12 protein-coding genes are annotated in these 14,983 nt (G+C 68.3%); 8 read left to right on the top strand and 4 right to left on the bottom strand.

Features of this window, described 5'->3' with window-relative positions:
- Positions 1 to 19 precede the first annotated feature (19 nt).
- A complete protein-coding gene (locus K2R93_01960) occupies positions 20 to 748 on the top strand; it encodes a hypothetical protein (protein ID MBY0488582.1) in 729 nt (242 codons plus the stop codon).
- Here K2R93_01960 and K2R93_01955 read toward each other — a convergent pair whose 3' ends face one another.
- Positions 749 to 1,399, bottom strand: coding sequence for a nuclear transport factor 2 family protein (locus K2R93_01955; protein MBY0488581.1), 651 nt, complete (start codon positions 1,397 to 1,399; stop codon positions 749 to 751).
- Between the two features lie 190 nt (positions 1,400 to 1,589).
- Here K2R93_01955 and K2R93_01950 point away from each other — a divergent pair, with 190 nt between their 5' ends.
- The 5 genes from K2R93_01950 (at position 1,590) to K2R93_01930 (ending at position 6,375) form a co-directional block, all read left to right on the top strand.
- Positions 1,590 to 2,294: a hypothetical protein gene (locus K2R93_01950; GenBank protein MBY0488580.1), complete on the top strand. Its 705-nt coding sequence runs from the start codon at positions 1,590 to 1,592 to the stop codon at positions 2,292 to 2,294.
- Between the two features lie 68 nt (positions 2,295 to 2,362).
- On the top strand, positions 2,363 to 2,743 hold the full coding sequence (locus tag K2R93_01945) for a group II truncated hemoglobin (protein MBY0488579.1): 381 nt from the start codon (positions 2,363 to 2,365) through the stop codon (positions 2,741 to 2,743).
- 3 nt (positions 2,744 to 2,746) lie between these two features.
- Positions 2,747 to 3,286, top strand: a complete 540-nt coding sequence (locus tag K2R93_01940; GenBank protein ID MBY0488578.1) for an RsmD family RNA methyltransferase — start codon at positions 2,747 to 2,749, stop codon at positions 3,284 to 3,286.
- Positions 3,287 to 3,341: 55 nt separating this feature from the next.
- Positions 3,342 to 5,531: a penicillin acylase family protein gene (locus K2R93_01935; protein ID MBY0488577.1), complete on the top strand. Its 2,190-nt coding sequence runs from the start codon at positions 3,342 to 3,344 to the stop codon at positions 5,529 to 5,531.
- 1 nt (position 5,532) lies between these two features.
- A complete protein-coding gene (locus tag K2R93_01930; protein MBY0488576.1) occupies positions 5,533 to 6,375 on the top strand; it encodes a hypothetical protein in 843 nt (280 codons plus the stop codon).
- Positions 6,376 to 6,474: 99 nt separating this feature from the next.
- Here the strand turns inward: K2R93_01930 and K2R93_01925 are convergent, their stop codons facing one another.
- Positions 6,475 to 6,822, bottom strand: a complete 348-nt coding sequence (locus K2R93_01925) for a hypothetical protein (GenBank protein ID MBY0488575.1) — start codon at positions 6,820 to 6,822, stop codon at positions 6,475 to 6,477.
- Between the two features lie 135 nt (positions 6,823 to 6,957).
- Entirely contained in the window at positions 6,958 to 11,070 is a 4,113-nt protein-coding gene (locus tag K2R93_01920; protein MBY0488574.1) for a glycosyltransferase, read from the bottom strand.
- A 115-nt stretch (positions 11,071 to 11,185) separates the two neighbouring features.
- Between K2R93_01920 and mprF the strand changes: the two genes are divergently transcribed.
- The gene (gene mprF / locus K2R93_01915; GenBank protein ID MBY0488573.1) at positions 11,186 to 13,879 is read left to right on the top strand and encodes a bifunctional lysylphosphatidylglycerol flippase/synthetase MprF; all 2,694 of its coding nucleotides are present in this window, start codon (positions 11,186 to 11,188) and stop codon (positions 13,877 to 13,879) included.
- 84 nt (positions 13,880 to 13,963) lie between these two features.
- Here the strand turns inward: mprF and K2R93_01910 are convergent, their stop codons facing one another.
- Positions 13,964 to 14,209, bottom strand: coding sequence for a hypothetical protein (locus K2R93_01910; protein MBY0488572.1), 246 nt, complete (start codon positions 14,207 to 14,209; stop codon positions 13,964 to 13,966).
- Between the two features lie 87 nt (positions 14,210 to 14,296).
- Here K2R93_01910 and K2R93_01905 point away from each other — a divergent pair, with 87 nt between their 5' ends.
- Positions 14,297 to 14,977: a response regulator transcription factor gene (locus tag K2R93_01905; protein MBY0488571.1), complete on the top strand. Its 681-nt coding sequence runs from the start codon at positions 14,297 to 14,299 to the stop codon at positions 14,975 to 14,977.
- The last annotated feature ends 6 nt before the right edge of the window (positions 14,978 to 14,983 follow it).

Here is a 14,983-nt window from a genome sequence, read left to right as displayed (position 1 = left end):
GCAACGCTAAGTTGAGGGGATGAAGCCCCTCGAAAAGCTCGGCGACGCCCGTACGCCCAACGGCTCGCTCCTGCAGCTCTATCGCCACGACGGCGCGTATCTCATTCGCGCCGACGGTGTCGAGCTGATGTCCACGCGGCGCCATCACTCCGAAGACAAGCTCGCCGAGTTGGCGTGCGCACCGCTCGCCGCCACCCGTGGCGCGCGCGTCCTCATTGGCGGGTTGGGGCTCGGCTTCACGCTGCGGGAGGCGCTGCGGCACGTGGGCCCCGATGCCGAGGTGTGGGTCGCCGAGCTGATGGCCGAGGTGATCGCATGGAATGCGAATCCCGAGTATGCGCTGTCGCACGAGGCCATGGCGGACCCGCGGGTCAAGATCGTGCACGACGACGTGACCAATGTGCTGCGCGCCAATCCGAGGGCGTTCCACGCGATCATGCTCGATACCGACAACGGGCCCGATGGCATGATCCTCAAGGAGAATGCGCGGCTCTACACGGGACGCGGCATCGTGAGCACGATCGGTGCGCTCGTGCCCGGTGGGGTGATCGCCTACTGGAGCGTGGCCGCCGACGACGATTTCGTGTCGGCCCTCGAGAACTGCGGGCTGCGCGTGAAGACGCACACCGCGCGCGCGCACGCGACGAGTGGGCCATGGCACACGATCTACGTGGCGCGGGTGGATGACGGGCAGGACCCGCGCCCGCAACCGAGCGAGCGGCCGCCGAAGGGGAAGCGCCGCCGCTGACTAGCGGCGCGCGGGGGGTGGCGCGGAGGTAGGCATCGGCATCGTCATGCCGTGCGCGTGCATGGTGGAGTCGAGCGCTGCACTGTCGGATGGCGCGAGTACGGTGGGGCCGGCGGCCGTGCTCTCTGGGGTGTCGCTCAGATGCTCCTGCACGATCATCCAGCGCCCGCTCTGACGGCGCCAGAGCATCGTCCAGGCGCCGCTCACGATGTGGCGGGCCCCCTGCGGGGTGAGATGGGGAATGCTGTAGGTGATCGTCATGACGGCCGCGTCGCGCGTGAGGACATCCACGTACGTGGAGCCGAGCACGAACTGCGGCTGCCGCATGTTCTGGCCGACGCGCTGCCAGAACCCGCGAATGGCGCCGGCGAGCGTGTCGCGGTTGGTCATGACGCGCCCGCCGGCCGCGGAGATCACGCGGCCGCTGTCGGGGTACAGCGAGAGGAGCCGGTCGGGGGACTCGGGGTGCGAAAAGTCGTACGCCTGCGCGACGAGTGTGCTCAGCGAATCCCGAATGGCGTTCCGGTCAGCCGGCGAGACCCGGAGCGGGTCCGCGCAGGCGGCGGTTCCGGCCACCAGCGCCAGCGGGACCGCGAGATGCAGAAACGGGAAAATCCGACGGCGACCGGGAGGGCGGCGGCCCTGTGTCATTCTCACTCCGGGGACAGTGACGTGTCCTCCCGAGGGGACGTTCAAACACGCGGTTTGCGTATTTCCCCTTGGAGACTGCACGTTACAGTGATGGCAAGGCAATTGCCTTGCCATATCGTACGGCCTGTGTGCCGACCCCTCGCCGCTCACCCTGCTCGCACCCCGTCGGCCTTCTGGCCGGGAGGTTCCGGTGCCCCTGCGTCGCCCCGCTGTTTCAACCACGCTCCGCCTCACCACGGCCGGCACGCTCGCGCTGATCGCGCTGGGGTGCGGGAGTGACCGTACGCAGGGCGTCATGACGGCCGATCTCGAGCGCGACCTTGCGTTGGCGTCCAGTGCGGCGCGGCCGGCCAACCAGGTCGTCTCGGCGCTGGAAGGCGGGCCACAGCATGCGCCCAGCGGTGAGCAGCGGGGGCGGCGCGACAACATCGTCCGCCCGCAGCGGGCGCCGCGCGTGAATCCCAAGGCGTCCACCACGTTGGAGGCGCCGGTGACCGAGCAGGTCGCGGAGGCCCCCGCGCCGGTGGTGGAAGTGGCCAACGCCACGCCGGCCCCGGCTCCAGTGCCGACGCCGGCCACCGATGCCCCCGCTCCGCGGCCGACCTGGGGCGTGATCTACGATGAAGGCCAGAACACCGGACGCGGACCGAGCGACAACACCGGCACCGGCTCGATGGGGACGGGGCGCGGACGCGATGGCGGCATGGGTGGGATCGGCGGGGTGATCATCCGCGGCGGTAGCGCGGGTGAAGATCACTGCGAACCGCGCGGCGGTATCGGCCGCCGGGGCCGCATGCCCGGTGGGATGGGCGGCATGGGTGGCATGGGCGGTGGCGGCATCATCGGTGGCGTGATCGGCGGCGTCATCGGGCGCGGTACCTTCCCGCGCTACTGAGTACCACCGCTCGTCGGACGTGAGGGCGCGATCTCCGGACTCGGAGGTCGCGCCCTTATCTTTCGCGGGTGACCAGTCACTTCGAATCACTCGGCGGCGAGGCCGGCATTCGCCAGCTCGTCGATCGCTTCTATGATCTCATGGACACCGCCCCCGAAGCGGTGAACGTCCGCGCGCTGCACGCCACCAGCCTCAAGGCGTCGCGCGAGAAGCTCTTCAAGTATCTCACCGGCTGGACCGGCGGACCGCCGCTCTACGAGCAGCAGTACGGGCATCCGCGGCTCCGCATGCGGCACTTCCCGTTCGCGATCGGCGCGCGTGAGCGCGACGAGTGGCTCTGGTGCATGGATACGGCGCTCGACGAACACGAAGCGCCCGCCGAACTCAAGACCTTTCTGCGCGAGAAGCTGCACGCCCTGGCCGATCACATGCGCAATCAACCGGAATAACCGATGCGCATTGTAGGCGGGAAGTTTGCGGGGCGATCCCTCACCAGCCCGGAAGAACGGGTGCGCCCGACCGCGGAGCCGGTCCGCGTGGCGATCATGAAAGCCATCGCGGCCGACATCGACGGCGCGAAAGTGCTCGACCTGTTCGCCGGTACCGGCGCGCTGGGGCTTGAAGCGCTGTCGCGCGGCGCGAAGTACGCGGACTTTGTGGAGTTCCGTCCGGGGAGCCTGTTCGCGCTCAAGGCGAACATCGCGGCGCTGCGCGTGCGTGAGAAGACGCGCGTGTACAAGAAGGACGCGCTGCCGTTTGCCGATGCGCTCCCCGAAGCGCGCTACGATCTGGCGTTCGCCGATCCGCCCTATGAATCGCGCATGCTCGATCGCCTGGTCGAGCGCTGGGTGCGCGCCCCCTGGTCGCGAGTGCTGGTCGCCGAGCATGCGCTCACGCACACGTCGCTGCCGGCCGCGTCGTACAGCATGATCGTGGGGGAGTCGCGCGTCTCGATTTATCGGGCGCCGGTTCCACCCGCGCCTCCGGGCTGAGCGCTATTTTGCGTCGTCCCCCGGGATGGCGTTTCACTCCTACCTGACCTGCCTCATGCGACTCGTTCGTCGCGCCCTCGTCGCGAGCCTCCTGCTCGCCGCTCCCCTGCTGCCTGCCCAGCCCGCCAAGTGGGCGCAGCAGGCCCAGAACGTCACCATCATCCGCGACCAGTACGGCATCGCCCACGTCTACGGCAAGACCGACGCCGACGCCGTGTTCGGGATGATCTACGCGCAGGCGGAGGATGACTTCAATCGCGTGGAGACGAACTACATCAACGCGATGGGGCGCCTCGCCGAGGTCGAAGGGGAGAAGGAGCTCTGGCGCGACCTGCGCATGAAGCTGTTCATCGATACGCTCGACCTGAAGGCGCTGTATGCCAAGACGCCGAAGGAGATGCAGGCGCTGATGACGGCGTGGGCCGATGGTTTGAATTACTTCCTCGCAACGCATCCGGCGGTGAAGCCGCGGCTCATCACCAAGTTCCAGCCGTGGATGGCGCTGAGCTTCAGTGAAGGGTCCATCGGTGGCGACATCGAGTCGGTCGCGCTGCGGGGGATTGAGGCGTTCTATGGGAAGGCGCGGGGCGCGACCTCCGAGGGCGCGAAGGATGCGGAGGACGCCGCGGGAAGTCCGTTCGGACCGGAGCCGGGTGGGTCCAACGGCATGGCCATCGCACCGTCGAATACCACGACGAAGCATGCGATGCTCATGATCAATCCTCACACGTCGTTCTACTTCCGCCCCGAGATCCACATGGCCTCGGAGCAGGGGCTCGATGCGTATGGGGCGGTGACGTGGGGGCAGTTCTTCATCTACCAGGGGTTCAACAGCCGCCTCGGGTGGATGCACACGTCCGGTGGTGGTGATGTCACCGACGAATACCTCGAGACGATCACGCCGGCTGGCAAGGGCTTCACGTATCTGCACGGGGGCGTGCAGAAGCCGGTGAAGGCCAAGGTGATCGTGCTGCCGTACAAGACCGCCACGGGCGTGGCCTCGCGCACGGTGACGGCGTACTTCACGCACCACGGCCCGGTCATCCGCGAGCAGGATGGCAAGTGGGTGACCGTGCAGATGATGAACAATCCGCTCGAAGCGATCCAGCAGAGCTACGGGCGCACCAAGGCGAAGAGCTTCGACGAGTTCAAGCAGGTGATGAACTTCCGCACGAATTCGTCGAATAACACGATGTACGCCGATGCCGACGGCAACATTGCGTACTTCCACGGCAACTTCGTCCCGAAGCGCAATCCGAAGTTCGATTGGACCAAGCCGGTCGATGGCAGTGACCCGGCCACCGATTGGCAGGGGCTGCACGCGCTCGATGAGCTGATTCATCTCAAGAACCCGGCGAGCGGCTGGATCTACAACTCGAACAACTGGCCGTTCAGCGCCTCCGGTGCCTCGAGCCCCAAGGAAGCCGATTATCCGGTGTACATGTCCGCGCAGCGCGACAACTCGCCGCGCGGCGTGCACGCGGAGCTCGTATTCGGCACGAAGAAGGACTTCACGCTCGAAAGCATGATCGCCGGCGCGTATGACAGCTATCTGCCGGCGTTCGAGCAGCTCGTGCCGCCCCTCGCGGCCGCATGGGATGCTCTGCCGAGCGGCGATACGCTGCGCGTGCGCCTGGCGGAGCCGGTGACGGTGATCCGCACGTGGGATCGTCGCTTCGCGCTCCAGAGTGTGGGCATGTCGCTCGGCAACTACTACGCCGAAGAGGTCACGCGCGCGGCGATGGCCGGCGCGCGGCAGGCCGGGATGCCGGTAAATGCATATGTCGCGACGCGGGCACCGGGCGCGGTGGTGCTGGGCGCCTTCGCCCGCGCCGTCGATCGCATCGCCCGCGACTTCGGCACCTGGAAGACGCCGTGGGGGGAGATCAATCGCTACCAGCGGCTCTCCGGCGAGATCAACGCCGGCTTTGACGACAGCAAGCCGAGCGTACCGGTGCCGTTCGCCAGCGCGAACTGGGGTTCGCTGGCCAGCTTCGGCCAGAGCAGCGTGCGTACCACCAAGCGCATCTACGGCGACCGCGGCAACAGCTTCGTGGCCGGCGTGGAGTTCGGGCCCAAGGTGCGCGCGAAGAGTGTGCTGGCCGGTGGGGTGAACGGCGATCCGAAGAGCCCGTATTTCTTCAATCAGGCCGAGCGGTATGCGAAGGGCGAGTTCAAGGACGTGAACTACTACCGCGAGGACGTCGAGAAGAACGCGACGCGGACCTACCACCCGGGCAAGTAAGGTGGCCACCACGGGGATGGTGGCGGCGATCGATTTCGGCGCGAGCAACACCAAGGTGGTGGTGCACGACGGCGCGGGCTCGCATCACTGGCGTTTACCCAGCGAAGGGCAGCCCAATGATGCGCGCGTGCGCGAGGTGCTCGCCGTGCGTGATTTGCGACCGGAGGCGCTCGACTGGATTGCGGTGACCGGTGGCAACCGCTCTGGGTTGTCGGACGCGATCGGTGGAACGCCGCTGCATCGTGTGGATGAAGTGCAGGCGATCGGCCGCGGTGGGCTCGCCCTGTCGGGACTGGGGCGTGCCGTGGTCACGAGCGCGGGATCGGGCACCGCCGTGGTGGCCGCGCATCCGGAAGGGTCGAAGCACGTGACCGGCACCGGCGTCGGCGGCGGCACACTGGTCGGGCTCGCCCGTCTGCTGATCGACGTCGTGAGCCCACAGGAGATCGATGCGCTCGCGCTCGCGGGCACCGATACCGCGCACAATCTCACCATCGGTGAGATCCTCGGGCAGGCCATTGGGGGGCTGCCCCCGGAAACGACCGCCGTGAACTTCGGGCGGGTGGCGCGGCATCCGGTACACGCATCGCGCGAGGATACCGCGGCCGCGCTCGTGAACATGGTGGGGCAGGTGATCGGCGTGGTGGCCATCAACGCCGCCCGCTCCCAGCAGCTCGAGCACGCCGTGATCGTGGGGCATCTCGCCGACCTGCCGAGTATTCGGCGCACGCTCGCAGCCGTGGGACAGTTCTACCACGCGAGCATCAAGATCCCCGAGCACGGCGGCATGGCCACGGCGCTGGGGGCGATGCTGGTGACGCAGGAAAGGCTAGCAAACCCATAACCCACAACCAAAAACCCGAAACCCTCAACTGATCAGTAACTGATCAGTTCAGGGTTTCGGGCTTTAGGTATTGGGTTGTGGGTTACTTCGGGTTGTGGACTACTTCGCGGTGCAAAAATGCGTGTACGCCAGCGCCTGCGCCGACCCCGGCACCGGCGCCGCGTAGCCGGGCTGCCTGATGATCCGTTCGTTCGCGACCTTCGTGAACTTCGCGTCGCTGTAGTAGCGATTCTCGAGCACTGCCGCGGTGCCGTCCTTGCAGCGGACGGCCACCTTGGTGCGGGTCCCGAACCACTCCCCGCCGGGAGCCTTGGCCGGCTTGGTGAACGTCGTGCGCAACACCGCGGTGATCTCGGCGGGCGTCTTTTTCACGGTGGCCGCCTCGAGCGTCACCGGATTGCCGCCGGCAATCGTGCCGACGAGCTGCAGCAGCAGGAAGGGAGACATGCTCCTAATAAAAGCCCGTGCTCGCTGCGCTCGCGAGGGCACGAAGACACCGAAGGGCACGGAGAACCCACCGATGTGGTTCTTCGTGCCCTCCTTGGTCATCGTGCCCTCGCGAGCGCAGCGAGCACCGGCAGTTCAGGGCCGAGCCTCGGCGCGAAGCCCGGCAATGCGCTCCGCGATCGCGTCGTAGTTCTTGTCGAAGTGATGATCCCCCTCGCGCCGGTCGAGCTGGACGCGCTTGGGGTCGAGCTCCGGGCACACCGTATCGCTCTCGGTGGTGCCGTAGACGCACAGGATCCTGGTGGTCGTGATGCGGTCGAGATACGGCTTGACCAGAATGTCCGACGGGCGGTTGACGTTCTTCACCAGATCGATCAGGTGAAACTCGAAGCTGGCCGTATGCTCGGCACCCAGCAGCGCGATCCCGTCCACGCGCTCGCGGAGATCGGCGGGGAGCCGCTCGTAGAGGAGCGCGCTGAACCCCGCGCCGCGGGAGAAGCCCACCAGCAGAATGCGCTCCTTGTGCCAGTGCGCGAGATACCAGCGCAGGAGGGCTTCACTATCGCGCGTGAGATCGGCTACCGACTTGTCGCTGCCGCTGGTGAGCCACGCGCGTGAGCCCACGCCCACCACGGCCACGCCGCGCGCGGCGAGCGCGTTCGAGACCTCCACGGTGAGCTCCTTCCAGTTCCCGTCGCCGCTCCAGAAGAGCGCCAGCGTCTTGCCGGCCGCCGCTGGCACTTCCGTGACCGGCAAGGCCCGCAACGCCGCCGGGGCGGGCTGCGCCGAGAGGCGGGGCGCCGCGACGCCAAGCAGCACCGCGCCGAGCAAGACGGTGGCCAGCTGCGTGGTGGCGACCGTGGCTTTCCGCTCGAGCGTGCCCCAGCCCACGAGGCGCCCGCGGAAGGCTGCTTTGATGGAACGCAGCACGACCCAGTACATCACCTGCCGATAGGCAAAGCGCTGCAGCGCGACGAGCCAGGCGAGCCGGCGGTCTTCGTGCGGTTCCATGAACAGCGCCACCAGCGCGGCGAGCAGTTCGCTCAGTACGAACACCGCGTAGAAGGTGAGCAGCTGCTCGAGGTCGGTGCGCGCGTACGTCGCGCCGTGTGTGCGCGCCACCAGCAGTACGTGCACGGAGCTCCACACGAAGAGCACATCGGCGAGCGGCGACAGGGCGGTGAAGAGCAGCTGGAAGATCCAGGTATTCGGCATCGCGATCAGTCCGAGCGTGCCGTAGCGCGGACGCAAGAGCGTATCGCGATGCTTCCAGGCGCACTGCAGCGTACCGAACGCCCAGCGGAAGCGCTGCTTGGCGAGCGTCCGCAGCGTGTCGGGGGCTTCCGTGTAGGCCACCGCGTCGTCGGCGTAGGCGATGCGCCAGCCGTTGCGACGGAGCGCGATCGTCAGGTCCTGATCCTCGGCAAGCGTATCGTCGCTGAAGCCGCCCGCCTCGCGCACGGCGGTGGCCCGCCACGCGCCGATCGCGCCCGGGACCACCGTAATGGCGTTGAGATCGGCGAACGCGCGGCGATCGACGTTCTGGCTCGTGATGTACTCCACCGCCTGCCAGCGCGTCACGAGGTTGAGCCGATTCCCGACCTTGGCGTTGCCCGCCACCGCCCCCACCCGCTCGTCGCGCAACGGCTGCACCAGCCGCGCAATGGCGTCGGGGGCGAAGACGGTGTCGGCATCGAGCCCTACCAGGATTTCGCCATGCGCCAGCGCAATGCCCGCGTTGAGCGCCGACGCCTTGCCGCCATTCGGCTTGGTGACCACGAGCACGCGCGGGTCGCCAGCGAAGGTGTTGCGTGCGATCTGGTAGGTGTCATCCGGCGAACCATCGTCCACGACGATGACCTCGAGTGGACCCGCATACACCTGCTGTAACAGGCTGTGCACCGTCTGCACGATGACCGCCTGCTCCTTGTACGCCGGCACGATCACACTCACGCTGGGCGCAAAGGCCGCCAACTCGGCGGCGCTGGTCGCGCGGTGTGCCCGCAGCCGCTGGCGGATTGCCAGTACCATCAGGACTACGAGGCGCAGGACGCCCAGGGTGACACCGGTGCCCAGCACGGCAACCGCCAGCCACTCGGTCCCGCTCACCAGGCTGTAACCGGTGAAGGCCAGCCAGCGTCGGCGCGCACCGTCGGCCGACAACGGCGGCGTGAACGCCTCCGGCGCCGCCCCCACGAGACCGGCCAGCGGTACGATGGTATCGCCACGCGCCCGCAGCGAGTCGATGATCGGCCCGATCGCGGCCACGGTTGCCGCGCGGTCGCCGCCGCCATCGTGAAGCAGCACGATATGTCCGCGCTGCCGATCCTCCAGCACGCGCTTCACGATTTCGGTGGCCGGCAGCCGTTGCCAGTCATCACTGTCCACGTGCACACCGGCGGTGATGTAGCCTAGCGACGTCGCCTCTTCCACCGGCACGAGTTCGTCGATCGTGCTGGGCTCGGCGTCGCCAAAGTAGGGCGGGCGGAAGAGCAGCGTGCGTTCGCCCACGACGGCCTCGAGCAGCCGCGCCGTGGCATCCAGCTCGAGTCGCGTGACGAACGGCGACACCCGGGAGAGATCCGGATGCGTGAATGTGTGGCTGCCCAGCGCATGCCCCTCCCGCGCAATGCGACGGGTGAGCCCCAACTGCGTCTGCACCCGATCGCCGATCACGAAGAACGTGGCCGGTGCATGTCGTGCGCGCAGCGTATCGAGAATCATCGGCGTCCAGGTGCCATCGGGTCCGTCGTCGAAGGTGAGCGCCACGCGATGCGGATACGCGGCGCCACTGCGCTCCACCGTCCAGGCGGTGGGGAGCGCGACGGTCTTTTCGGTGGTGATGAGGTCCGACACCGAATCGTGGGTCAGCTGCCGCAGCCCCGGGGTCGGGTGCGACGTGACGCGCAGCAGCTCGCCGTCGCCATGCATCGCGACGCCGTAGCCGGGCGGCTGATTGCTCAGCTCCCACCAGGCTTCTTCGCGCGTTCCGTGACCGAAGATGCGCCAGAGCGCCGGATCTTCGGCGCCCAGGCGCCAGACGGCCTGACCGGCCACGCCGAGCGCGGTGCCGGTGTGGATGGCGTTCCAGCTCGTGGCGGCGTCGAGAAACCAGATGACGTGATCGGTGGAGTCGGCGTCGGTCCACGCGATCGTGGGTTCGAGCGCATCGGCGTTCCACTGCGGCAGCACGCCGTGGTCGCGCGCTTCCGCCACCGCTTCGGTGTAGGTCATCGCCTCGACCTTTTCGGCGGGCACGGCGTCGCTCCACGCGTAGCCGAAGGTGCCGAAGGCAAAGATCAGGCGACTCGGCGGGACGAGCTGCACCATGCGCTCCGCGGCCGCGCGGTACCAGCGCTGACTGGCCACCGGGCCGGCGTCGTTCTGCGCCGAATGCTCATCGTAGAGCATGGCGATCGTCATGTCGGCCGATTCGCCCCACTGGCGGATGGCCTCGTCGTCCTCATCGGCGGCGACGGTCACGGCGAGCGTCGCGTGGCGCGCGTGCATGGCCGTCGCGAGCGCGCGCAGCAGCTCGTCGACGTTGGCACGCGCGGCTGGTGGTACTTGCTCGAAGTCCACCACCACGCCGCCCAACCCGAGGGTGGCCACGAGCGAATCGGCCGTGTGCACGAGTCGGTCCCGCGCCCGCGGCGAGCCGGCGAGCGCCGCGATCCGGCTGCCCGAGAAGGTGGCACCGCCGCTGTCGACGTTCGTGAGCATCGCGAGTACATGCGGACGACTCGCCGCCGGTTGCGCGGCGACGAGCTGCAGCACGCGCGGATCAACCTTGACATCGAGCGTGAGATCACGCGTGCGCAGAAACCCCCATTCCGCCACGACCCAGTCGAGCTGGCCGATGTGCTGCTGCAGCGACTGCCACGCGTCGTCGTCCCAGTTCACGTAGAACGCGGCGTGAATCGGCGCCGCCACGCTGCGCGAGGCGGCGGTCCGTCCGGGGGTCCGATTGGCCACGTGCTTCACGACCGGCACGGGGGTCCGATCGGGGGCCCGCAACGACGAGAGCAACTGCGAACGCGCGCGATCGCGGGCCACGGTATCGGTGGCGCGGCGTGCGCGCGCGACGCTGGCGAGGGCGCGTGGCATCGCCCATGTTGGGAGGGCCGGCGGGACCAGAATGCCGACCAGGACGTACGCGACCAGCGCGGTCGTGACGATGCCGACTGCCAACGCCGTCCGTTGTACGCGGCGCCAGCGGCGCCCGGTCGGATCGAGAAAGACCGCCATGGTCCGTACGGAAACACTCCGATCCTGACACATCGCTAACGCCGCGCGTTAGCACGGTGTCAGCTGTGCGCGGGATGTTTCAAGCGTGACCATACCCGCCCTGTCCCTTCCGACCATGTCTTCGCCGTCCGATCCGACGCGCGCCATGCCAGCCGCCACCCCCGAGGGGGATGAGCCGCCGCGCCGCGCGTGGCGCGTCTGGGCGCCGCCCGTCGCGATGTTGCTGCTCATCGCCACCGCGCTCTGGGTGGTGCATCGCGAGCTCGGCGGGACCGCGTACGCCGCGCTGGGTGCGGCTGTTCGACAGGTCCCGCGCGTGCAGATCCTCAACGCCGCCCTGCTGACGGTGGTGGCGTACGTCTTCCTCTGCGGGTACGATCTGCTGGCGCTGCGCTTCGTGGGGAACCCGCTCACCGTGGGCAAAACGGCCCTCTCGAGTGCGCTGGCGTACGCGCTGAGTCAGACGCTCGGCTTTCCGCTCTTCACGGGTGGGGCCGTCCGCGTGCGCTTCTGGAGCATGTGGGGGCTCTCCACGTCGGAGATCGCCGGCGCGACCGCCTTCGTGAGCGTGACGTTCACAGTGGGCGTGGCGGCCGTGTGCGGCCTGGCGCTCCTGCTCGAGCCCGCCGCGCTGCTGACGCTGCTGCATGTGCCGCCGATCGTCGCCCGGGCGCTCGGCGCGCTGCTGCTGGCGGCGGTGCTCGGGTACATCGGTTGGACGGCACGGCGCCGCGGCCAGTCGCTCACGGTGGCCGGCAGCACGATTCCGGCGCCGTCGCCCCTGATGGCGGTGGCGCAGGTCGTGCTCGCGCTCCTCGACTGGGGGGTCGCCGGCCTCGTGCTCTTCGTACTGCTGCCGGCCGGCCATCCGCTCTCCCCGCTGGCATTTCTCGGGGTCTTCGCCCTCGCGCAGTTCGTCGGCGTGGTGAGCCATGTGCCGGGCGGCATCGGCGTCTTCGAGTCGATCATGCTGCTGGCGCTCCGCGACACCGCGGCGCCGGCGGACGTGCTGGGTGTGCTGCTCGTCTATCGCGCGGTCTACTATCTCGCGCCGTTTCTGCTCGGTCTCGTCACGCTTGCCGCGCTGGAGGTGACCCAGCATCGCGCCAAGCTGCCAGTGCTCATCGGCACCGTCTCCACCCGCGCGAATGCGGTGCTCAGCGTGTCGGCGCGTGCGGCGGTGCTGCTGCAGCCCATGCTGCCGACGGTGATCGGCATCAGCACCTTTGCCGGTGGGGCCCTGCTGCTCTTCTCAGGCGCCACGCCCGCCGCGCACGGACGCCTCCGCGCGCTCTCGGGGGCATTACCGCTCGGCCTGGTGGAGTTGAGTCACTTCGCTGGCAGCATGGCCGGCGTGGGGCTCATGGTGCTTGGCGCCGCGCTGCGTCGACGACTCGATGCCGCGTGGGGCGCGACGGTGGTGCTCCTGGTGGTCGGTATCTCGTCGTCACTGCTCAAAGGGCTCGACTGGGAAGAAGCCAGTGTGCTGGGGCTCGTCCTCCTGATCCTGATTCCCTCGCGTCGTGCCTTCTACCGGCCGGCGGCGCTCACGAGCGACGTGCTGTCGCCGGGGTGGCTCGCGTCGTTGGCGGCCGTGGTGGGGGCGAGCATCTGGATTGGCGTGCTGGCGTATCGCCATGTGGACTATTCCAGCGAACTGTGGTGGCAGTTCGCGGTGCGTGCGAATGCGCCACGCTTTTTGCGCGCGAGCGCCGGAGCGGTGTTTGCGCTCATCGGCGTCGGGATGTGGCGGCTCTTCCGTCCGGCGGCGCACGAACCGGAATTGCCGACCGCCGACGAACTGGCGCTCGCCAAGTCGGTGATTGAGCGCGTGCCGGAGAGTACCCCGTCGCTCGCGCTGCTCGGTGACAAGTCGTTGCTCTTCACCGAGGCGCAGGATGCCTTCGTGATGTACGGCGTCTCCGGGCGCAGCTGGATTGCCATGGGCGATCCCGTGGGCTCGAGTGCCGGTCAGGCCGACGCGGCGTGGCGCTTCAAGGAAGAAGCCGATGCCCATGGTGCGTGGACGGTGTTCTATCTGGTCACCCCGCAACGCTTGCCGCTCTATATCGATCTCGGCCTCACGATGCTCAAGCTCGGTGAAGAAGCGATCGTGCCGCTGACCGGCTTCTCACTCGACGGCGGCGAACGGAAGTGGATGCGCCGGGCAGTCAAGGACGCCGAAAAGGCGGGCATGTCGTTCGAGGTGATCCCGGCGGCGGGTGTACCAGCGCTGCTCCCCGAGGTGCATCACATCTCCGATGAGTGGCTGCAAGGGAAGACGACGCGCGAGAAAGGCTTCTCGCTCGGGCGCTTCGATGAGGCGTACCTGCAGCACTTCCCGATGGCCGTCATTCGCCATGCGCCGGCGGACGGCCCGTCGCGCGTGGTGGCGTTCGCGAATCTCTGGACGGGACACGCGGGTGGGGAGATCTCGCCGGACCTGATGCGCCGGGCGGCTGATGCGCCGAAAGGCGTCATGGACTACCTGTTCGTGTCGCTGCTGCAGTGGGGCGCGGCCAACGGCTATCGCGCCTTCAACCTGGGGATGACGCCGCTGGCCGGGCTGATGGACCCCGCGCTCTCGCGGCCCGATCTTGCGCCGCTCTGGGCGCGCGCCGGCACCTTCCTGTACGGCCGCGGCGAGAGCTTCTACAACTTCCAGGGGCTTCGCGGCTTCAAGGAAAAATTCTCACCAGTGTGGGAACCGCGTTATCTGGCCTCGCCGGGAGGGATCGCGCTGCCGCGGGTGCTCACGAACGTGGCCACGCTGATTGCCGGCGGGGTGGGCGGGTTGGTGCGGAAGTAGTCAGACCAGGGCGCCGCCGGACGGAAACGAAGCGGCCGCACCGAGGAGACTCGGTGCGGCCGCGCGTGCAACGACGGGAAGGACTCAGACGCCCGGCTTCTTCGCGGCCGCGGGCTTCTTGGTGGTGTCCTTCTTGGCCATTTCACCCTTGGCCGGCGCAGCAGCGGGCTTGGCCATCTCGCCACCCTTCGCGGGCGCGGCGGCCGGCTTCGCCATCTCCGCCTTGGCCTTCGTGGAGTCATGCTTCATGGCCGCCGGCTTGGCGGGCTGCTGAGCACCAGCGACTGCGGCGAACGACAGAGCGGCAAAGATAGCGGTTGCGCGACGCATGGAATCGTGTCTCCTTGAAAGTTGAACTGCGGGAACGTGGCAACAGTATTGCGCTGGGTACCTGACGGCGCCATAACGGGACTCGGAATGCGGATTTTGATCGCCGAAGATGACGCGCGGCTCCACGACCTGCTGGCGCGCGCCCTCCGCGAACGGTCGTTCGCGGTGGATGTCGTGACCGACGGGGAGTCGGCGCTGGTGGAGGCGGCCATCAACGAGTACGACGCCATCGTGCTCGATGTCATGCTGCCCCGGCGGACCGGGCTCGATGTCTGCCGCGAACTCCGCCGGCGTGGCCGAAAGACCCCCATCCTGATGCTCACGGCTCGCGACGCCCTGCAGGACCGGGTAGCCGGCCTCGACAGTGGCGCCGATGACTACGTGGTGAAGCCATTCGAGCTCGACGAGCTCCTGGCCCGCCTCCGTGCGGTGATGCGGCGCGGCCCCGTGCTGCAGGAGGAACGGCTCACGGTCGGGGATCTGGTGGTCGATACGCGGGCGCAGCAGGTCACCCGCGGCGGACTGCCCGTCGGGCTCGCGACTCGCGAGTACGCCCTGCTCGAGTATCTCGCGCGCCACGCCGGCCGGGTGGTGGGGCGCGCCGAGCTCACCGAGCATGTGTGGGATGCCAATCACGATCCGGCCTCCAACGCGCTCGAGGTGTACATCGGGCGCGTCCGCAAAAAGCTCGATCTGGCGGGTGGGCCATCGCTGCTGCATACGCGTCGCGGCTCGGGCTACCTGCTCTCGGCCGACGTGACCGAGTAAGCGCCC

Source organism: Gemmatimonadaceae bacterium (assembly GCA_019752115.1).
Taxonomy (GTDB): Bacteria; Gemmatimonadota; Gemmatimonadetes; order Gemmatimonadales; family Gemmatimonadaceae; genus Gemmatimonas.
The sequence above is the reverse complement of the archived record's forward strand: the minus strand, read 5'-3'. Positions and strand labels throughout refer to the sequence as shown.